This window comes from Marivita hallyeonensis (assembly GCF_900129875.1).
Taxonomy (GTDB): Bacteria; Pseudomonadota; Alphaproteobacteria; order Rhodobacterales; family Rhodobacteraceae; genus Marivita; species Marivita hallyeonensis.
This window is the reverse complement of record NZ_FQXC01000003.1, coordinates 698,625-718,694: the sequence shown is the minus strand read 5'-3', so window position 1 is coordinate 718,694 and position 20,070 is coordinate 698,625. Positions and strand designations below refer to the sequence as shown.

Genomic DNA, 20,070 nt, shown 5'->3' with positions numbered 1-20,070 from the left:
CCCCCAATCAGCTTACGATCTCCGCCGTCTCGACAACCGCATGGAAGAGCACATCCGTGCCAGCTGTTGCCCATTCCTTCGAGATCTCCTCGGCCTCGTTGTGCGACAGCCCGTCGACGCAGGGGCACATCACCATCGCGGTCGGTGCGACGTCATTGATCCAGCAGGCGTCATGTCCAGCACCGGAGACGATATCCATATGGCTATACCCCAACCGCTCGGCCGCTTCGCGGATCGCGGTCACGCAGCCTTCATCAAAGGCCGGCGGGTCGAACTGACCGACGATGTGGCAGTCAAACGTGACGCCGATGTCTTCGCAGAGCTTCGGCGCGCGCTGCATGAATTCGTCGACCATGCCGTTCAGCTTGTCGATGAGATGGGTGCGCATGTCGACGGTAAACACCACCTTGCCCGGAATGATGTTCCGCGAGTTGGGATAGACGTCGATATGGCCGATGGCTCCCACCGCGTTGGGCTGGTTTTTCATCGCGATCTCGTGGACGAGTTCCGTCACCAGCGCCAGCCCACGCCCGGCGTTCTTGCGCATATGCATCGGCGTGGAGCCGGTGTGGCTTTCCTTGCCGGTCACGGTGCACTCGATCCAGCGCAAACCCTGCCCGTGGGTGACGACACCAATGTCCTTGCCCTCAGCCTCGAGGATCGGCCCTTGTTCGATATGCAGTTCGAAGAACGCATGCATCTTCCGGTCGCCGACCTTTTCATCGCCTTTCCAGCCGATCCGCTCAAGCTCATCGCCGAATTTCTTGCCTTGCGCGTCCTCGCGGTCGAACGCCCAATCAAGCGTGTGCTTGCCCGCAAACACGCCGGAGGCCAACATCGCCGGGGCGAACCGGGTGCCTTCCTCGTTGGTCCAGTTGGTCACGACAATCGGGTGTTTGGTCTTGATCCCCAGATCATTCAAAGACCGGATGATTTCCAACCCGCCCAGCACACCCAGGACGCCATCGTATTTCCCACCCGTCGGCTGCGTGTCGAGGTGTGACCCGACATAAACCGGCAGCGCATCCGGGTCGGTGCCTTCGCGCCGCGCGAACATGTTGCCGATCTCGTCGACACCCATGGAACAGCCAGCGTCTTCGCACCATTTCTGGAACAGGGCGCGCCCTTCGGCATCTTCATCGGTCAGGGTTTGACGGTTGTTGCCACCTGCAATGCCGGGGCCGATCTTGGCCATCTCCATAAGGCTGTCCCACAACCGGTCGCCATTGATCCGCAGGTTTTCGCCCGGAGCCGCCATCACATCCCCCTTGCCTTTGCTGGTCTTGCGCGGACATGCTAGAGGCACACCGCAGAATTTTTTTACCAGTTGGTAAAGTGACGATTGCAATGCACCCAGTTCCTGTCAAGCATTCAAATACGAAGACTTGCCCGCAGAATTGGCACTCATCCGGATTTGCCCGCAAATGAAGCACGACACCGCCACGTCCGACACACCGGATCGCAAACCAAGCCGCATCCAGCTGGAGAACCGCAAGCGTATTCTGGACGCGGCGCTTGGATTGTTCTCGTCACAGGGGTTTCGCGGCACCACGCTCGACCAGATCGCCGATGCCTGCGGGATGCACAAACCGAACCTGATCTATTACTTCGAGAGCAAGGAAGCGATCCACATCGCGCTGCTGAATTCGCTGATGGCGGAGTGGCTGTCACCTTTGGAGGCCATGGATCCAGACGGTGACCCGCTTGAGGAAATGTTGCGATACATCCGTCGGAAGATGGAGATGAGCCGAGAATTTCCCCGTGAATCCAGGCTTTTCGCCAATGAGATCGTGCAAGGCGCCCCACGCATGCTGCCGCATCTTGAAAGCACGCTGAAGCCGCTCTTCGATAAGCAATGCGGGATCGTCAATCGCTGGATGCACGAAGGGAAGCTGACTCAAATGCATCCGGCGCACCTTATCTTTTCGATCTGGGCGGTCACCCAGCACTATGCTGATTTCGAAGCTCAGATCGCGGTTCTGTTGCCTGGCGACACCAAACGCGCACGCGGTGCGGAGACTTTCGTCGAAGACATGTTTCGAAAACTCCTTACGCCCTGAATCGATTCATCGGGTGGTAAGATCTGTGCTGCACATCTGAGCACATGGATATGCAACATGCTTTTAACAGCCCCGTCGCTTTCAACCCCCACTGGCGCGCGCAACTGTTCAGCGCAGACGCCGTTCGACGCAAAGGTGTGGTCCGACGAAAGAAAGGCGCGGTTCATCGCGAGATCGGGTTGGACCTTCTGAAAGCCGAGGTGCGCGCACCGGGGCTTTCAGCTATACGACGTCGGCACGGACTACATGATCGTGTGCCACTCGACTCCGATTCGGCGGATCGGCTAATCGAACCCTCCGACAGTCGCGGTAACGCCTTTTTCGCCGCGACAACAGAATTTACTGGAGGAGCCCAAGAAACTTCGTACGAAGTTTCTTTGAGGCTCCCTAATAAATTCTAAAACGCACCGGGAGAAATCCGCAATTATTCTGCAGCTGTCCGCACCGCGGGATTGTTCGGATGCGTTGTCCAATCGCCGTGCTCCGCGGCAACTTTCTGACCCGTGCGTTCATCTAGGGCACCGGCATCCAATGCGACCATCGTGATGCAGTCCTCGACCGGGCAGACATTGACGCACAAATTGCACGCCACGCACTCATCATCCTTCACCGTGAACACGCGGTCCTCGGACATCGCAATCGCCTGATGCGAGGTATCTTCGCAGGCTGCGTAGCACCGTCCGCAGGAAATACACAGGTCCTGATCAATCCGGGCCTTGGTGACATAATTGAGGTTCAGATGCTGCCAGTCGCTAATGTTTGGCACAGCACGACCGACCAATTCCGCCGTCGATGCAAACCCCTTTTCGTCCATGTATTCGGACAGCCCCGAAATCATCTCCTGCACGATCTTGAACCCATAAGTCATCGCTGCCGTGCAGACCTGAACGTTGCCCGCGCCCAGCGCCATGAATTCGGCCGCGTCCTTCCAGGTTGTCACCCCGCCGATGCCGGAAATCGGCAGATGCGCCATCTCGGGTGACCGCGCGATTTCGGCCACCATGTTGAGCGCGATCGGCTTCACCGCAGGCCCGCAATAGCCGCCATGCGCACCTTTGCCATCAATTGTCGGCTCCGGCGCGAACAGGTCGAGGTCTACGGACGTGATTGAGTTGATCGTGTTGATCAGGCTCACCGCATCCGCCCCGCCTTCCAAGGCCGCCATCGCTGGCTTTCGGATGTCTGTGATGTTGGGCGTCAGCTTCACGATGCAGGGCATGCGCGTGTTTTGCTTCACCCAGCGCGTGACCATCGTGATGTAGTCCGGAACCTGACCAACCGCGCTGCCCATGCCGCGTTCCGACATCCCGTGCGGGCAACCGAAGTTCAGCTCGACCCCGTCAGCGCCGGTTTCTTCGACCAGAGGCAGGATCGCTTTCCACGCCTCTTCCTCGCAGGGCACCATGAGCGATACGATCATCGCCCGGTCGGGATAATCCCGCTTCACCGCCTTGATCTCCTGAAGGTTTACCTCCAAAGGCCGATCCGTGATCAGCTCAATGTTGTTCAACCCGAGCAACCGCCGATCCGCGCCCCAGATCGCGCCGTAGCGTGGGCCGTTGACGTTGACGACGGGCGGACCCGCCTCACCCAGCGTCTTCCAGACCACGCCACCCCACCCGGCCTCGAAAGCCCGGCGGACGTTGTATTCCTTGTCTGTGGGCGGCGCGGAGGCCAGCCAGAAGGGGTTGGGGCTTTTGATGCCCACGAAGTCCGTCATCAGATCAGCCATGAACGCCTCCTTCGATGCGTGTATCAGGATGCCCCGGCCTGATGCTCGGGGCAGTAGTAGGACGTGCGACCGCCTACGGTTTTCTTTGCAATAGTCCCATCGCACCGCGAGCAGGCCTCGCCTTCCTCACGGTGATGGATCAACCAGTCGTCCGGCAGCTTCGCATACGTGGCGTTCGTATCGACCACCGCCTGTAGGATGCTCTGCATGTTTGCGTGCATCTCGGACACTTTCGCCTGCTCCAAGGTGTTGGCCGTCGCGTCGGGGTCGATGCCGGTTCGATAAAGCGTCTCGTCGGCCCAAAGATTGCCGACGCCGGCGAGTTTCTTCTGGCTGAGCAACGCGGATTTGACGGCGCCGCGCGTCTTGCCAATCGTATCCGCGAACGCATTGTCCCCGATCTCCAAGGCATCCGGCCCGAGCCCCTTGTCGGCAATGAAGTCATCGACATCTTCGACGACAGTGACTTTGCCGAACTTGCGCGGGTCCCGGAAGTGCAGACGTGTGCCGCCCTCGAATTCAACTGTAAAGCGGATGTAGTCGGCAAGGTCGGCGTCGTTCTCCATCACACGAACCGATCCGGCCATCCCCAGATGGATATGCAACCACGGACCGTCTTTTGACCCGATGAAGATGTACTTCCCGTGCCGTCTCGTGCGGGTGAATTGCGTCCCGATGAAACGCGCGCGGTCCTCTTCGCTCGGCAATTCGACATGGCTCACTTCGCCTAGACTGAACCCTTCAATGGTGCGGTTCAGCGCGCCGTCCGCGATGCGCTTTCGCGCCGCCTCGCATTCGGGAAGCTCTGGCATCAGCGGCCCATCAGCTGTGCGTGGATGTCTTCCGCCGCATCGCGCCCTTCGGCAACGGCTGTCACGGTCAGGTCATCCCCGCCAGCCGCGCAATCGCCGCCAGCCCAGACACCCTTGACCGAGGTGCGCCCGGCACCCGTGACGGCGATCTTGCGCCCGTCGAGGTCAGGCAGATTATCCCCGTCCAGCTTCTGACCGATGGCCTTGAAGACCTGATCCGCCGCCAGGCGGAAGGTTTCCCCCGTGGGGTCCAGATCATCATCCGTGAATTCGAATTCGATCTCGCGCACGGTGCCGTTGCCGTGCACGGCAACCGGCGAGGCATTGGTGATGATCCGCACGCCCTTGGCCGAGGCCAGATCCTGTTCCCAAACACTTGCGTTCATGCGGTCGCGCCCGCGCCGGTAGACGATGGTGACGTTGAGCGCGCCCAGGAGCTTTGATTGCACCGCCGCGTCAACCGCGGTCATGCCGCCGCCAATGACCACAACATCGCGCCCCACCGGGAGCGTCGACAGGTCCTCGACCTGCCGCAGATCGGCGATGAACTGAACCGCATCCAGAACACCGTCTTTGTCCGAACCTGGTGCAGTCAGCGCATTCACGCCGCCAAGTCCCATGCCAAGGAAAACCGCGTCATACTCCGTCGTCAGATCATCGAGAGAGACGTCCCGCCCAAGCGCCGTGTTGTTTCGGATCTCGATCCCGCCGATCTTTAGAAGCCAGTCAACCTCGCGCGCCGCGAAATCGTCCGTCGTCTTGTAGGCCGCAATCCCGTACTCGTTCAGCCCGCCCGCTTTTGGCCGGGCATCGAAGACTACTACATCGTGTCCATACATGGCCAACCGGTGCGCGCAGGACAACCCTGCCGGACCGGCCCCGACGACAGCAATGCGCCGCCCTGTCGAGGCCGCCCGGGAGAACGGGTGAATGCCCTTTTTCATAAGCCCGTCAGTGGCATAACGCTGGAGTCGACCGATCTGCACCGGCTCGCCTTCGGCCGCTTGGCGCACGCAGGCTTCTTCGCACAGTGTCTCGGTCGGGCACACGCGGGCGCACATGCCGCCCATGATGTTTTGGGTCAGGATTGTCTTGGCCGCCGCATCCGGCGTGCCGGTGGCGATTTGCCGGATGAAGAGCGGGATGTCGATGTCGGTGGGACAGGCGGTGATGCAGGGCGCGTCGTGACAGAAATAGCAGCGGTCTGCGGCGACGAGCGCTTCGTGATCGCTCAGCGGCTTGTGCAAATCGGCGAACCCGGATGCGAGCGCATCACTGTCCAGTCGGCCTGCAACCACACCCTCTTTCAAAGTCCTGGCGTCCATCTTCGTTCTCCGACCTCAGCTTGAACTTGGGTTGACGCTCTCACGGGTTCAAAATTTTATCAACTGGTAAAATTTTGCATCGGTCCGATTTCCGAACACGGATACCACCGCATGGTATGCACTGCGGTTTTGGCGGGTATGTGGAAGAGGTGGTACCCCTCGGTATTTCAACGGCTTACATCCCGGGTGTTGAAAAATGATGCAAAATGAAGGCACCCCATGGCACTGACAAACACTTATCAGCGCGCGAAGCCCGGATTTCTGAGCAACCTGGTCGACGGATTGGCGCGCGGCGTTCATCAGGTGGTCGAAGCCAACTGGCGTATCCGCGAAGTCGAGCGGCTTCAGGCTTTGTCCGATGACGCCCTGAAAGCCCGCGGATTGCGGCGCGAGGATATCGCGCGGCACGTCTTCAAAGACGTGTTCTGGACGTAACTCCCGGATTGACCACTTGAAAAAAGGGCTGCGCCTTTGGCGCGGCCTTTTTTATTGCAGCCCCGAACACGAAAAAGCCGCCCAGGTCGGGCGGCTTTCGTTTTGTATCACTCGTACGGGAAATCCGTACGGAAGGATTTCTATTAGTTCTGCGCGTAGTATTCGATGACGAGGTTCGGTTCCATCATCACCGGGTACGGCACGTCACCGAGGCCCGGCGTGCGGACGAAGGTCGCGGTCATCTTGGAGTGATCCGCCTCGATGTAATCCGGAACGTCCCGTTCAGGCAGCTGCACGGCTTCAAGGATCGCCGCCATCTGCTTGGACTTCTCGCGCACTTCGACAACGTCGCCTTCCTTCACACGGTAGGACGGGATGTTGACGCGCTGGCCGTTGACCAGAACATGGCCGTGGTTCACGAACTGACGCGCGGCAAAGATCGTTGCAACGAACTTGGCCCGGTAAACAACCGCATCAAGACGACGCTCCAGCAGACCGATGAGGTTTTCGCCGGTGTCACCCTTCACACGTTCGGCTTCGCCGTAGATGCGGCGGAACTGCTTTTCGGTCAGGTCGCCGTAATAGCCCTTAAGCTTTTGCTTGGCGCGCAGCTGCAGACCGAAGTCGGACATCTTGCCCTTGCGGCGCTGACCGTGCTGGCCGGGGCCGTATTCACGACGGTTGACGGGGGATTTCGGACGACCCCAGATGTTTTCGCCCATCCGGCGGTCAATTTTGTACTTGGCAGACGTGCGTTTTGTCACGGCTGATCTCCTTCTCAGAACGAAGCCCGTTCGGGCAACTATGAAGGGCGTTGTCCTCTTCCAGCCGCGTCAGAGACGCTTGAACCGGCTGGATGACAGGGTTCCTCTCGCGAGGGCCACCAACACCAATGAAGCCGCGCTTATACGGTTGGATTTGCCAGAGTCAACAGCGGTCCTGCGTTCCGTTCCGCCTTTAAATCTTGCTTAAGGGCTGTCGCATAGACAGGGCCCGACCGCAGACAGGAAAGGGCGCCCATGGCACATCACGCAGTCTCCCAATTCACGGCCCGCACAGCGCTTGATGCGGCGGCGGATGTCAGGGATCGCGATATCCTGTCGATTGTGGAAGACGCCGTCGCGCATCGGGAGGTCAAGCTGGCCTTCCAACCGGTGGTTCACGCGATGCAGCAGGATCGGACGGCCTTTCACGAAGGCCTGATCCGGGTGACCGATCCGACCGGCCGCATCATTCCGGCAGGTCAATTCATTTCCATGATCGAGGAACGGGAAACCGGGCGACTTCTGGATTGCCTCGCCCTTGAACATGGCTTGCGCACGCTTGGCCGGAACCCGGATATTCGGCTTGCCATCAACCTTTCGGCGCGTTCCATCGGGTACCCGAAATGGCGCAAGGTGCTTCAGCGCGGCCTTGCGCGGGATGAAACCATCGCGGAACGGCTGATTCTGGAGATCACAGAGGCCTCTGCCATGCTTGTGCCCGAGCTTGTCGTGCAGGCCATGCGGGATCTGCAAAGTCTGGGAATCAGTTTCGCACTCGACGATTTCGGCGCGGGCTACACCGCCCTGCGCTATCTGAAAGAGTTCCAGTTCGACATTTTGAAGATCGATGGCCAGTTCGTGCGCGGCATTGCGGACGATGCCGACAACCAGGTGCTGACACGCGCCATCCTCGCCATTGCCCAGCAGTTCGACATGTTCACGGTCGCCGAATTCGTGGAATGCAATGCAGACGCCAATATGTTGGCTGATCTTGGGGTGGACTGCCTGCAAGGCTACTATTTCGGCGCGCCAACCCTCACGCCCCCTTGGGAAATGCCCGCGCAGCACACGTCTGTCCTGTGACCTCAGCCATGCCCTAGCGTCAACGCCGCTTTGCGGAAAAGGCCTGAGACACCCTGTCCGGTAGGCGAAACTCCACCATTGCTTTAGGCAAGCGCGGGAACGGTTGCGGGGACCGTAGGCGCATTCGTGCGAAAACCACTGCGGATACCTCCCCGGACCAAGATTTTGGTGGAGGAACACATGACCAACGTCGTTATCGCTTCCGCCGCGCGCACGGCCGTTGGGTCGTTCGGCGGCTCTTTCGCAAACACACCCGCACATGACCTTGGCGCAGCTGTTCTCAACGCTCTTGTTGAACGCGCTGGCATCGAGAAGGACGCCGTGTCCGAAACGATCCTCGGGCAGGTTCTGACAGCCGCACAAGGCCAGAACCCGGCGCGTCAGGCGCATATCAATGCCGGTCTGCCGAAGGAAAGCGCCGCCTGGGGCATCAACCAGGTCTGTGGCTCGGGTCTTCGCGCTGTTGCGCTGGGTGCACAGCACATCATGCTGGGCGACGCAGAGGTCGTGGCTGCCGGTGGGCAGGAAAACATGACGCTCTCCCCCCACGCTGCGCATCTGCGCGCCGGTCACAAGATGGGCGACGTCAAATACATCGACACGATGATCCGCGACGGGCTTTGGGATGCGTTCAACGGCTACCACATGGGCCAGACCGCCGAAAACGTCGCCGAGAAGTGGCAGATCAGCCGCGAACAGCAGGATGAATTCGCCGTTGCCTCGCAGAACAAGGCCGAGGCGGCCCAGAAGGCAGGCAAGTTCGACGACGAGGTCATCGCGTTCACCGTGAAGACCCGCAAGGGCGACATTGTTGTCGACAAAGACGAATACATCCGCCACGGCGCGACCATGGAAGCGATGCAGAAACTGCGTCCTGCTTTCACAAAGGACGGCTCTGTCACGGCGGCGAACGCCTCTGGCCTGAACGACGGCGCGGCCGGTGTGCTCTTGATGAGCGAAGAGAACGCCGAGAAGCGCGGCATCACCCCGATGGCCCGGATCGCATCCTACGCCACGGCAGGTCTTGACCCGTCGATCATGGGCGTGGGCCCGATCCACGCGTCGCGCAAGGCGCTTGAGAAAGCCGGTTGGAAGGTTGACGATCTCGACCTCGTGGAAGCCAACGAAGCCTTCGCCGCGCAGGCCTGTGCCGTGAACAAGGACATGGGTTGGGACCCGGCGATCGTGAACGTCAATGGCGGCGCGATTGCCATCGGTCACCCGATTGGGGCCTCCGGTGCCCGCGTTCTCAACACGCTGCTCTTCGAAATGCAGCGCCGTGACGCCAAGAAGGGCCTCGCCACCCTCTGCATCGGCGGCGGCATGGGCGTGGCGCTCTGCGTCGAACGCCCCTGATCTGTGTGGCCCGGCGCGCTGTGACGCGTCGCCGGGCCATGTCTTCATGACAGCGAACACACCTCACTTCGACCAGCTGGTGTTTTCCGGCGGCGGTCTGCGTTGCTTTTGGCAGGGTGGATTCCTCGAAGTTGTCCGTGACGCCATCTCACTTGATCCCACCCGGATCACCGGCGTGTCCGGAGGCGCTTTGGCGGCATGCTGTTTCGTGGCGCGCAAGGGGCGGACGCTGCTCGACGTGATGACCGACCGGTTTGCGGAAACGTCCTCTAATATCGCGTGGGACACGTTTGATGAGGACGGCGTCACACCGCATCAGCGCCTCTACCGGGAGTGTGTTGAGGAGGTCCTCGACCAAGAGGCGCGGCGCGCAATCGCAGATGGGCCGTCGCTCATCATCCTGCTCGGACATCCGCCGCTCACGTCTGCGCCGAAGCTGTCCGGCACTGCTGCAACGTTGGCCTACGAGGCCGAGTTGCACACCATCGCCTCGCCGCATTTCAACTGGGCCGAAAAGATGGGGCTCACGTCTTCGCGCGTTGATGCGCGGGTCGCGGCGCGGGACGGGACCTTGCACGATCTGATTTCGGCCGCAGCCGTGATCCCGCCGGTGTTCGAGCCGCCGACATGGGACGGTACACCGGTGGTGGACGGCGGGATGGCGGATCAGGCCCCGATGCCCGATCCGGACGAGGGCGACACGCTGGTCCTGTTGACCCGGCACTACAGCGGCCTGACCAAAGTGGACGGTCGCACCTATCTTGAGCCATCCGAGCCTTGCCCGGTGGACAAGATCGATTTCACTGACCCTGACAAGCTGCGGGACACATGGGCCTGCGGTGAGGCGGACGGTCGAACATATCTCGAAACCCTGAATCACACCTAACTGAGAGGAGACAACTATGGCACGTGTAGCACTTGTCACCGGCGGCAGCCGCGGCATCGGTGAAGCCATTTCGAAAGCGCTGAAAGCAGAAGGCTATAACGTCGCAGCGACCTACGCTGGCAACGACGAGAAGGCGGCGGCTTTCACCGAAGCGACGGGTATCAAGACGTACAAATGGGACGTCGCGAATTACGAAGCGTCCGAGGCGGGCATTGCGCAGGTCGAATCCGATCTGGGCCCGATCGACATTGTGGTCGCCAATGCGGGCATCACCTGGGACGGGTTCTTCCACAAGATGAAGCCCGAGCAGTGGCAGAAGGTCATCGACACGAACCTCACCGGCGTGTTCAACACCGTGCGCCCTGTGTGGCCGGGCATGCGCGAGCGTGGCTTTGGCCGCGTGATCGTGATCTCTTCGATCAACGGCCAGAAGGGCCAGGCCGGTCAGGTCAACTACGCCGCGACGAAGGCGGGTGACCTGGGCATCGTGAAGTCGCTGGCGCAGGAAGGCGCGGCGAAGGGCATCACGGCCAACGCGGTTTGCCCGGGCTATATCGGCACCGAAATGGTCCGTGCGATTCCGGAAGAGGTTCTGAACTCCAAGATCATCCCGCAGATTCCAGCGGGTCGTCTGGGTGAACCGGAAGAGATCGCGCGTTGTGTGACTTTTCTTGCCTCTGACGACGCGGGCTTCATCAACGGCTCGACCATCTCGGCCAACGGCGCGCAGTTCTTCGTCTAAGGACGAAGACCGCCCCCGGTCAGACGGGGCGCTCCAACAGCGGCAACCTTTCCTTATCCGAATCCCCTGAGAGTGGAGGGTGGTAGGGAGAGGGACGCCGGGACCAAGGCCCACGCAATGCGGTGGGCCTTTTCTTTTGCTCGGTCCGGGATTAGCCGGGGACCATGACCCGCGCAACCGCCACCGCCATTGGATTCATTGCCGTCCTGCTTTGGGCGCTTCTGGCGCTGTTCACCGCGGGGTCTGCGCCGGTGCCACCCTTTTTGCTGAATGCGCTGACCTTCGCGATTGGCGGTGCGGTGGGCGTGATCTGGGTGCTGGCTCGCGGTCGCATCGCGGTCCTGCGTGGCATCCCGTGGCGCATTTATGCGTTCGGCACGGCAGGCTTGTTCGGCTATCACGCGCTTTACTTTTCGGCCCTGCGGCTTGCCCCTCCTGCCGAAGCCGGGCTGATTGCGTATCTTTGGCCGCTTCTGATCGTCCTGTTGTCCGGCCTCCTGCCTGGCGAACGCCTCCGCGCCGGGCACATCGTGGGCGCGTTGATTTCTTTTGTCGGGGCCGCGCTCATCGTTTTGCGCAACGGCGCCAGTTTCGATGCAAGCGCGACGCCGGGGCTGATCCTTGCCGGGTTTTGCGCCCTCACGTGGAGCACGTATTCGGTGGTGTCGCGTCGGCTTGGCAGCACGCCGACCGAAGTCGTTGCGGTGTTCTGCGTGTTCACCGCGATCCTGTCGGTGCCGGCGCATGTCATATTCGAAACGACGGTTTGGCCCGAGACGACATTTGGCTGGTTGTCGGTGCTGGCGCTCGGCCTTGGACCAGTTGGGTTGGCCTTCTACGTCTGGGACATTGGTGTCAAGCAGGGCGACATTCAGGTGTTGGGCGTCGCCAGTTACGCCGCACCCCTTCTGTCGACAATGGTGCTGATCGCGGCCGGATTTGCCGAACCATCGCCGATTTTGCTGGGTGCAGCCTGTCTTATTACGTTTGGTGCGGGCGTTGCGGCGCTTGCGTCCCGCATAGCTTCGGTGCGATCACGCACAGAATAGGCGCGTTATCACGTATTTATGTGCGCAAAAAGCCAGCTAAATACAGGGGCAATCGGGCAAACGCCCCTTCCACATTTGGAGACCTGCCATGTTGAACCAAATCAACGGACTGCACCACGTGACGTCGCTCGCCAGTGGGGCGCAGTCGAACAACGACTTCTTTACAAAAACGCTCGGCCTGCGCCGGATCAAGAAAACCGTGAACTTCGATGCGCCGGAGGTGTACCACCTTTACTATGGCGACGAAGCGGGAACACCCGGCACGGTGATGACCTATTTCCCGTTCCCCAATGCACGACGCGGTCGCCCGGGGACGGGTGAGGTCGGCATCACGGGATTTGCCGTTCCGAAAGGCAGCCTTGGCTTCTGGAAAGACCGCCTGTCCATGCTGGATGTGCAGAACATCAAAGAGGAAACCACCTTCGGTGAGGATCGTCTGCTGTTCGACGGGCCGGACGGTGATGGCTTTGCCTTGATCGAAACCGACGGCGACACGCGGACACCATGGACCAACAACGGCGTGTCCGAGGACGTGGCCATTCGCGGCTTCCACAGCGCCGACATGCGGCTGCGAGATGCTGGGGCCAGCGCCGAATTGCTCAAGTTCATGGGCTATGAAGAGATGGACCGCCAGGACAATGTCACGCGGTTTCATGTGCCGAACGGGAATGAGGCCAACGTGATCGACATCACCCAGGTCGATGCACCCATGGCGGATCAGGGTGCCGGGTCGGTCCACCATATCGCGTTTTCGGTCGATAACCGCGACACGCAGCTCGAAGTGCGCAAGGCGCTGATGGACACCGGGTACCAGGTGACCCCGGTGATCGACCGCGACTACTTCTACGCGATCTATTTCCGCACGCCGGGGGGCGTCCTGTTCGAGGTGGCCACCAACGAGCCGGGCTTCGATCGTGACGAAGACACGGCCCACCTGGGGGAAGCGCTGAAGTTGCCGACCCAGCACGAGCATCTGCGCACGGTTCTTGAGGAGAAGTACCTTGAGCCCATTGTTGACTGAGTACGTCTACGCAGAAACCAAGGGCGCACCGGGTGCGCCTTTGGTCTTCACCTTCCACGGCACGGGCGGGGATGAGCATCAGTTTCACGGCTTGGCCAGTCAGCTGATCCCGGACGCCCATGTGGTGTCGCCGCGCGGAGACGTCTCAGAACACGGCATGGCCCGGTTCTTTCGGCGCACGGGAGAAGGTGTTTATGACATGGAGGACCTCGCCAAACGTCGCGATGCGATGGCGGCGTTTCTTCGGTCAAAGATCGCGGACACGGGGGCCAGCCGGGTCATTGCGCATGGCTACTCAAACGGCGCGAACATCGCGACTGCGGTGGCGTTGACACATCCGGATATCTTTACGGATGTCATCGCGATGCATCCGTTGATCCCGTGGTCGCCGGATCCGCAACCGGGCCTGAACGGCACGCGCTGGCTGATCACGGCAGGTGAACGGGACCCCATCTGCCCCGCACCTCTGACGCGTGACTTGATCGGATATCTGAAAGGCCAGAAAACCGAGGTCGCCGAACACTGGCATCCCGGCGGTCACGAGTTGGTCCAATCCGAACTGACCGCCATTCAAGACTTTCTGAAATAGAAAACGCCCCCGGAGCCAATCGGTTCGGGGGCGTTTTCAAGACCGGCGGACCGGTGTGGTCTGCGGTCAATCCTACTTTCCGGGACGGAAGAAGTTCAGGATGTCGGCGAAAGCCTTGCTGCGTGCGCTGTGGGCTGCACGGATGGCGTCGCGGTGGCGGGCGTTTGTCGGTGTCTCGAACATGGGGGCTGTCCTTGCTTCAGTAAATTTCAACTGTCCTGAATATGGGCGCAAATCTTTTATGGGACAAACGAGACTTTTCATCCCTTCAGTTAAGTAATACTTATCTGATTATGAATGACCGACTTCCCCCTTTGACCGCCCTTCGCGCCTTTGAGGCGGCCGCGCGGCACATGTCCTTTGCCCAAGCTGCCGCTGAATTGAACGTGACGCCCGCCGCGCTGTCCTTTCAGATCAAATCGCTTGAAGACCATTTGGGCGTACCGGTCTTTCGCCGCCTCAACCGCGCGGTCGAATTGACGCCCGAAGGCCAGGCCTTGCGCGGTGGGGTGCAGGACGGGTTCGACCTGATCACCTCGGCATGGCGGTCCGCCCGGCGGCAGGCGCAGTCGAACGTGCTCACGGTGACGGCGGGACCTGCCTTTACGGCGAAGGTGCTGGCGCCCAAGCTGTTCGAATTTGCGCAGGACCATCCCGATGTGGATCTGCGCTTCTCGGCCAGTCTGCGCCTACTCGATTTCGCGCGGGACGATGTGGATGTGGCGATCCGCTATGGCTATGGCCGCGACGGGGGGCTGTATTCGCGGGTCCTGATCGACGAATGGATTGCACCGATGATGTCGCCTGCGCTGGCGGCACAACATGACACGCCGGAAAGCCTTTTTCGCGCGCCCTTGCTGTTTGAGGACAGTATCGACTTTCTCAACCCGAAAGCGGATTGGACCACGTGGTTCAACGCCAATGGCCTGACAGCGCCGCCCCTGAAGGGTGCGCATTTCTCGCAGGCCGACCACGCTGTGGATGCCGCGATCAATGGTGGTGGCGTTGTTCTGATGCGTAGTACGCTGGCCGCCAACGCCCTGATTGACGGTCTTCTGGTGGCCCCGTTCGACATTGCCCTGTCGACCGAAGCGCATTTCCGGTTCGTCTGCCCCAAAGGCCACGAAACGAAACCTCAGGTCGCAGCTTTTTCCGATTGGCTGGACCAGAAGATCGACATGATCAAGGCACGGCTTCCGAAGAAGACCGTGGTTCCTGTCACCGAGATATAAAAAAGCCCGGGTAAGACCCGGGCCAATCGCTTATGAGAGACGCTCGATCTCTTCTTTTAGTCTGAGCTTTTGTTTCTTGAGGGCGGAGATCGCGAGATCGTCGACGCCTGGCGCGCGTTGCGCCTGTTCCACTTCTTCAGCGAGGGTTTGGTGCTTCCGCTTCAGTTCCTGAAGGTGTGAAGTCAAGCTCATAAGGTCCTCCTGCTAATTGGATAGACTCCCAGTCGATCACAGAAATCGGATTCTGTCACGCTGCACCCGCATTGTCGGTAAAGCTATGCCGATGATGCTGCTTTTAGCTGCGCCTTTGGCTGGGAAACGGCAAAGGATGCGCAGATCTTAGGACTTTTGATACCGCTTCGGTGTACGAATCGCCGTCCTTTTCGTGTTTTTCGCCGCGGTGCAGCACGAGTGGGGGGTGCGAAATAAACGCCGCCCGCGCGCCTTTGCGACCGCGCAGCAGAAAAAGGCGGGCGGGGCGCGTGGTACGCGGCTGGATCAACCAAAGCTCCAGCGCGCCAAGCGTGTCGTGAAATGCGCTCATCAGTTCAGGCAGACGGTCGATCCGCTGGATGAAGGTGGCCATCCCGCCGGGGGCCAAGCGCTTGGATGCGACACTGACCCATTTCGCCAATGGAAGTGCGCCTGATCGCGCCACGGCCCGGTCAGGAGCGGTCGGAGCAACCGCGCGGAGATCCTCGAAATAGGGCGGGTTGGCGAGGACGTGATCGAAGCGCCGCGATTTCACGGCGGTGGGCAGCGCCATGAGATCGGCACAGTGGATCGTGCCGGAAATCCCATTGTCATCCAGATTGCGCTGCGCCAGATCTGCGTAGGCGGGTTGCATTTCCACACCCGTCGCCTCGATGCCAGGAACACGTGCGCCAAGGCAGGCCAAGGCGGCACCGCCGCCGCAGCCTAATTCCAATACGGCATCGCCCTGAACCGCTGGAACCGTCGCAGAAAGCAGTACCGGATCGGCCCCGGCGCGATAGCCTTTCTTCGGTTGCCAAAGGCGGACAGCGCCGCCCAGAAAATCATCCCGCGCGAGGTCTTCGGGGGCGAAAGGGTCAGTCCTCAAACCGGACCCCGTATTCGCGCAACACGCGGCGGGCCTTGTCCAGCTCGTCGGTCCGCACCATCAGACGACGCGGCAGAATACCGATAGAGCCTTCGAGAATGCTCATATTTACGTCCAATTCAAAGCTGTCTATACCCTCGTCCTCAAGCACGGCGCGGGCGAGCGGGATCAGGGTAATGTCGTTGGTCCGTAGAAGCTCTTCCATGACCAAGATGTAGGAACACCTGCCCCGCTTTGTCGAGGCTTCCACAAGGAATGGTGATGAGTTTGGACAAACCAGCCATCAAACCGCATGATCGTTTGGCAGACGTGCTGTCAGATGACATGGCGTCGGTGAACGCATTGATCCGCGAGCGCATGGCGTCGGAACACGCACCGCGCATCCCGGAAGTCACGGCGCATCTGGTTGAGGCAGGTGGCAAGCGCCTGCGTCCCATGCTGACTTTGGCGTCCGCCCGGATGTGCGGCTATGAGGGCGACAACCATGTTAAACTGGCGGCGACGGTGGAGTTCATTCACACCGCGACGCTTTTGCATGACGACGTCGTTGATGAGAGCGAGAGGCGGCGCGGGCGACCCACCGCAAACCTGCTTTGGGACAACAAGTCGAGCGTGCTGGTCGGCGACTACCTTTTTGCGCGGTCGTTCCAGTTGATGACCGAGACGAACAACATCCGGGTGCTGCGCATTCTGTCCGATGCGGCAGCCACAATTGCCGAAGGCGAGGTCCTGCAGATGACGGCGGCGCAGGATTTGCGCACGACGGAAGAGGTCTACCTTCAAGTGGTGCGCGGCAAAACCGCTGCACTGTTTTCCGCCGCGACCGAAGTGGGCGGCGTGATCGCGGGCATGGACGACGCGCGGGTCAAAGCACTTTTCGACTATGGTGACGCCCTTGGGATTGCGTTCCAGATCGTGGATGATTTGCTGGATTACTGGGGTTCGGACGCCACCGGGAAAAACGTTGGCGACGACTTCCGTGAGCGCAAGCTGACCCTCCCGGTGATCAAGGCCGTTGCTCTGGCCGATGATACGGAACGAGAGTTCTGGAAGCGGACCATCGAGAAGGGCAAGCAGGAAGACGGTGATCTTGAGCACGCCATCGCGCTCTTGAACAAGCACGGCACGTTGGAGGCGACGCGGGCCGAGGCGAATGACTGGATCGCCAAGGCGCGGACTGCTTTGGCCACGCTGCCGGATCACCCGATCCGCGACATGCTGGACGATCTTGCCGATTACGTCGTCGCGCGCGTGAACTGACCGATCAGGGCAGGATGCGGGCCGCGCGAACCCACCATTCGGGACGCTTGGCCGCGATACGGTCGGCACATGACTTGGCTTTGTCCTCGGACGTAAACAACCCCCAGCACGTGCTCCCTGAACCTGACATATCGGCATTGCGTGAACCGACACGGAGCTCTTTCAGGACGTCCTGAACAACCGGCGCGATGGAGCTGTCGCTGGCGACCTTCGTCAGGTCATTACGCTGACCCAGAAGCCACATGTCTAAGTCGTCGTCATCCTTGATCCAGTCCATCGGCTCAAGATTGGCGGGAGTGAAGTCATAAAGCGCATCATGCCGGGCAAAGACCTTGCCGGTCGGCACGACAACGCCCGGATTCACCAGGACGAGCCAGCCCTTGAGTTGATATGGGGCCGTTGCGAGCACATCGCCGATCCCGCGCATCTGGGTGGCCGTAGGCGCGCAGAGGCACACAGGGACGTCGGCGCCAAGCGGCAAAGCCTCCTGCCCGCTCAAGGGTGCAACACCCCATAACTCTGCCAGCCCACGAATGGCGGCAGCCGCATCACTCGACCCACCACCGATACCCGCACCATGCGGCAAGGTCTTGGTCAGGTTTATCGTGGCGCCCTGTGTGATCCCGCGCAGGTTCCGCAACCGTTCGGCCGCCTGCATCACGAGGTTACTGTTGTCGGTCGGCACACCCTGTGCGAACGGGCCATCCACTGTCAGCGACAGGCTTTCCGATGGCGAGACCAGCAGCCTGTCGCCGCAATCGGCAAAGACCACGAGCGACTCAAGCACGTGATACCCGTCGCTTCGGACGCCTGTGACATGCAGCGTCAGATTGATCTTTGCTGGCGCAAACGCCTCAATCGCCGTTGTCATTAGCCACTTGCAGCGGCGGAGCACCCTCTTCCGCCAGGACCTGATCGAGGCCAACGTCGAGTTTACGTCGGATACGGTCTGCGTCCACTTCCTCGGCCGTGGTGCCGTAGACGGTGAACGACAAGGCGCGACGCCACTGGAATCGTGCCTCGGTCTTGCGCCCGACGGCCCAATAGACGTCACCCAGATGGTCGTTCACGATCGGGTCGACCGGCATCAGCTCCGCCGCGCGTTCCATGTGGCCCACGGCCTCTTCATATCGGCCAAGCCGGTAGAGCACCCAGCCCAAGCTGTCGATGATGTAGCCGCTGTCGGGTCGTGCCGCCGCCGCGCGTTCAATCATGTCGAGCGCTTCGTCCAGCTTGATCTGCTTCTCCACCAGCGAATAGCCGAGGTAGTTCAGCACCTGAGGCTGATCCGGGTTCAATTCGAGCGCGGCGCGGAAATCGGCCTCGGCCTCGTCCCACCGATCCAGCCGTTCGTAGCTGATCGCGCGCGCATAGTGCAGGAACCATTGGTTGCGGCCCTCCACCTCGAATAGGTCAAGCGCATTGGTGTAGGACACGACGGCTTCTTCGTAGCGCTCTAGCTGGCGCATGGTGTCGCCCAGCGTCGAATGCACGAGCGGCTGATCCGCGTGTGTCTTCGACAGGCGCTCGAGCACCTCGATGGCCGCATCGACCCGGTCACTGTCGCGCAGGGCCGCCGCACGACCCAGTTCCGCCGCATGGTACGCCGGATGGTCGTCAGGCACGCTGCCGTAGGCTTTTACCGCAAGCTCCGATTGGCCCATCTCGTCCAACAGGCTTGCCGAGAGCAAGATCGCATCGACGTGCCCGGGGCGCAGATGCTCTGCCACGCGGGTGTAGAGCAGGGTGAATTCGTCATTCGCTTCGTTCGCGAGCGCGGCCGCCAGTGTGTAGAACACCTCGGCCAGACCATCACGGGCACCGCGGATATGGGTGAACGGCAAGGCCTCACCCGCTTCGAGTGCTGTCTTCATCTGTGACAGACCGGGATCAAGCTCTGAACCGAAGGCCGTTTCGATCAGGGTCAGCGCATCGTCGTTGCGGTCAAGCTGGCTGAGCACCTCGACATGCGCCATCACACCGCGACGGGTCAGTTGCATTGCGCCGGTGCCCGCGTCCTCGAGGATTGCGCCAGCGCTTTCGAAATCGCCCACCGATGCCAGCGCCAGCGCCTTGTGGTACATGGCGAAATTGGCGAGGCCTTGCTGACCGGCAAGGTCGTCGAACTGAACCAGTGCCGCTGACATATCACCTGTGCCAAGGCGCGCCCAGGCGATAAGCAGACCATCGACAAGCGGACCGACACCACGGTCGTCTTCGACCATGGCGATCAGGGTTTCGTAGTCTTCGGCTTCCGCGACCTGCGCCACCAATGCCATCTGCGCAACCTGGCTGCGGTGCCCGTCATCGACGAGTTTCGACGCCAGAGACGCGGCCCGCTCCAGATCGCCCAGCGAAATCTCAGCCAGTGTGGCGCGTTCCAGAAGCAGTGGATTTGTTGCGTCGAACATTACGGCGCGGCCGTAATGCCTGGCTGCGGCCTGGATGTCGCCGTCAAAGCTCGCCTGGCGGCCGGCCAGATAATCGCCTGCAAGGCTGCTGGCGACAACACCTCCGGGAGTCATAAGGCACAGCGCGACGGCGGCTGTTCCCAAGAGGCGTTTCACGTTCGAAGAAGGCATGCATGTCTCCCAATCGGACAATTTCGGCGGAGCGTAGCGCGCGCTTCTTGCACACGCAACC

General features: G+C 60.9%; 21 protein-coding genes. 11 read left to right on the top strand and 10 right to left on the bottom strand.

Annotated elements, in window-relative coordinates; translation table 11 throughout:
• Nucleotides 1-7: 7 nt before the first annotated feature.
• Nucleotides 8-1,258, bottom strand: a complete 1,251-nt coding sequence (locus tag BUA42_RS12830) for a Zn-dependent hydrolase (protein WP_072778345.1) — start codon at nt 1,256-1,258, stop codon at nt 8-10.
• A 166-nt stretch (nt 1,259-1,424) separates the two neighbouring features.
• On the opposite strand from BUA42_RS12830, the gene BUA42_RS12825 reads away from it, so the two are divergent.
• Nucleotides 1,425-2,060: a TetR family transcriptional regulator C-terminal domain-containing protein gene (locus BUA42_RS12825; protein WP_072778344.1), complete on the top strand. Its 636-nt coding sequence runs from the start codon at nt 1,425-1,427 to the stop codon at nt 2,058-2,060.
• Between the two features lie 424 nt (nt 2,061-2,484).
• On the opposite strand, the gene preA is transcribed toward BUA42_RS12825, so the two are convergent.
• The 3 genes from preA to BUA42_RS12810 are packed head-to-tail and all read right to left on the bottom strand — an operon-like array spanning nt 2,485 to nt 5,929.
• Nucleotides 2,485-3,792 carry an NAD-dependent dihydropyrimidine dehydrogenase subunit PreA gene (gene preA, locus BUA42_RS12820; protein WP_072778343.1) on the bottom strand — a complete coding sequence of 436 codons (1,308 nt, stop codon included), beginning with the start codon at nt 3,790-3,792 and terminating at the stop codon, nt 2,485-2,487.
• Nucleotides 3,793-3,815: 23 nt separating this feature from the next.
• Nucleotides 3,816-4,604, bottom strand: coding sequence for an Fpg/Nei family DNA glycosylase (locus BUA42_RS12815; protein ID WP_072778341.1), 789 nt, complete (start codon nt 4,602-4,604; stop codon nt 3,816-3,818).
• Nucleotides 4,604-5,929, bottom strand: coding sequence for an NAD(P)-dependent oxidoreductase (locus tag BUA42_RS12810; protein ID WP_072778340.1), 1,326 nt, complete (start codon nt 5,927-5,929; stop codon nt 4,604-4,606). Before BUA42_RS12810 ends, BUA42_RS12815 begins: the two co-directional genes overlap by 1 nt.
• A 219-nt stretch (nt 5,930-6,148) precedes the next feature.
• On the opposite strand from BUA42_RS12810, the gene BUA42_RS12805 reads away from it, so the two are divergent.
• Nucleotides 6,149-6,364 (top strand): hypothetical protein, encoded by a 216-nt coding sequence (locus tag BUA42_RS12805; protein ID WP_072778338.1) that lies wholly within the window; start codon nt 6,149-6,151, stop codon nt 6,362-6,364.
• Nucleotides 6,365-6,507: 143 nt separating this feature from the next.
• Here the strand turns inward: BUA42_RS12805 and rpsD are convergent, their stop codons facing one another.
• On the bottom strand, nt 6,508-7,128 hold the full coding sequence (gene rpsD / locus BUA42_RS12800; protein ID WP_072778337.1) for a 30S ribosomal protein S4: 621 nt from the start codon (nt 7,126-7,128) through the stop codon (nt 6,508-6,510).
• Nucleotides 7,129-7,383: 255 nt separating this feature from the next.
• On the opposite strand from rpsD, the gene BUA42_RS12795 reads away from it, so the two are divergent.
• The 8 genes from BUA42_RS12795 to BUA42_RS12760 all read left to right on the top strand — a co-directional run bounded on the left by BUA42_RS12795 (nt 7,384) and on the right by BUA42_RS12760 (nt 15,086).
• Nucleotides 7,384-8,211 (top strand): EAL domain-containing protein, encoded by an 828-nt coding sequence (locus tag BUA42_RS12795; RefSeq protein WP_072778335.1) that lies wholly within the window; start codon nt 7,384-7,386, stop codon nt 8,209-8,211.
• Nucleotides 8,212-8,391: 180 nt separating this feature from the next.
• A complete protein-coding gene (locus BUA42_RS12790; RefSeq protein ID WP_072778334.1) occupies nt 8,392-9,567 on the top strand; it encodes an acetyl-CoA C-acetyltransferase in 1,176 nt (391 codons plus the stop codon).
• Between the two features lie 46 nt (nt 9,568-9,613).
• On the top strand, nt 9,614-10,453 hold the full coding sequence (locus BUA42_RS12785; RefSeq protein ID WP_072778332.1) for a patatin-like phospholipase family protein: 840 nt from the start codon (nt 9,614-9,616) through the stop codon (nt 10,451-10,453).
• Between the two features lie 16 nt (nt 10,454-10,469).
• Nucleotides 10,470-11,195 (top strand): acetoacetyl-CoA reductase, encoded by a 726-nt coding sequence (gene phbB, locus BUA42_RS12780; protein ID WP_072778331.1) that lies wholly within the window; start codon nt 10,470-10,472, stop codon nt 11,193-11,195.
• A 164-nt stretch (nt 11,196-11,359) separates the two neighbouring features.
• Nucleotides 11,360-12,244, top strand: a complete 885-nt coding sequence (gene yddG, locus BUA42_RS12775) for an aromatic amino acid exporter YddG (protein WP_072778329.1) — start codon at nt 11,360-11,362, stop codon at nt 12,242-12,244.
• Nucleotides 12,245-12,332: 88 nt separating this feature from the next.
• A complete protein-coding gene (locus BUA42_RS12770; protein WP_072778328.1) occupies nt 12,333-13,265 on the top strand; it encodes a VOC family protein in 933 nt (310 codons plus the stop codon).
• Entirely contained in the window at nt 13,246-13,854 is a 609-nt protein-coding gene (locus BUA42_RS12765; protein WP_245819005.1) for an alpha/beta hydrolase, read from the top strand. The genes BUA42_RS12770 and BUA42_RS12765 overlap by 20 nt, the downstream gene beginning before the upstream one ends.
• Before the next feature lie 293 nt (nt 13,855-14,147).
• Nucleotides 14,148-15,086, top strand: coding sequence for a transcriptional regulator GcvA (locus tag BUA42_RS12760; protein WP_072778325.1), 939 nt, complete (start codon nt 14,148-14,150; stop codon nt 15,084-15,086).
• Between the two features lie 30 nt (nt 15,087-15,116).
• Here BUA42_RS12760 and BUA42_RS12755 read toward each other — a convergent pair whose 3' ends face one another.
• The 3 genes from BUA42_RS12755 to BUA42_RS12745 all read right to left on the bottom strand — a co-directional run bounded on the left by BUA42_RS12755 (nt 15,117) and on the right by BUA42_RS12745 (nt 16,372).
• Nucleotides 15,117-15,278, bottom strand: a complete 162-nt coding sequence (locus BUA42_RS12755) for a YdcH family protein (RefSeq protein ID WP_072778324.1) — start codon at nt 15,276-15,278, stop codon at nt 15,117-15,119.
• 103 nt (nt 15,279-15,381) lie between these two features.
• The gene (locus tag BUA42_RS12750; protein ID WP_072778323.1) at nt 15,382-16,167 is read right to left on the bottom strand and encodes a tRNA1(Val) (adenine(37)-N6)-methyltransferase; all 786 of its coding nucleotides are present in this window, start codon (nt 16,165-16,167) and stop codon (nt 15,382-15,384) included.
• The gene (locus tag BUA42_RS12745; protein ID WP_072778321.1) at nt 16,157-16,372 is read right to left on the bottom strand and encodes a putative signal transducing protein; all 216 of its coding nucleotides are present in this window, start codon (nt 16,370-16,372) and stop codon (nt 16,157-16,159) included. The genes BUA42_RS12750 and BUA42_RS12745 overlap by 11 nt, the downstream gene beginning before the upstream one ends.
• 56 nt (nt 16,373-16,428) lie before the next feature.
• On the opposite strand from BUA42_RS12745, the gene BUA42_RS12740 reads away from it, so the two are divergent.
• Complete coding sequence (locus tag BUA42_RS12740) at nt 16,429-17,427, top strand: polyprenyl synthetase family protein (protein WP_072778473.1); 999 nt, start codon at nt 16,429-16,431, stop codon at nt 17,425-17,427.
• 4 nt (nt 17,428-17,431) lie between these two features.
• On the opposite strand, the gene BUA42_RS12735 is transcribed toward BUA42_RS12740, so the two are convergent.
• Nucleotides 17,432-18,298: a 4-(cytidine 5'-diphospho)-2-C-methyl-D-erythritol kinase gene (locus BUA42_RS12735; RefSeq protein ID WP_072778320.1), complete on the bottom strand. Its 867-nt coding sequence runs from the start codon at nt 18,296-18,298 to the stop codon at nt 17,432-17,434.
• Nucleotides 18,282-20,009 (bottom strand): tetratricopeptide repeat protein, encoded by a 1,728-nt coding sequence (locus BUA42_RS12730; protein ID WP_072778319.1) that lies wholly within the window; start codon nt 20,007-20,009, stop codon nt 18,282-18,284. Before BUA42_RS12730 ends, BUA42_RS12735 begins: the two co-directional genes overlap by 17 nt.
• Between the last annotated feature and the right edge of the window lie 61 nt (nt 20,010-20,070).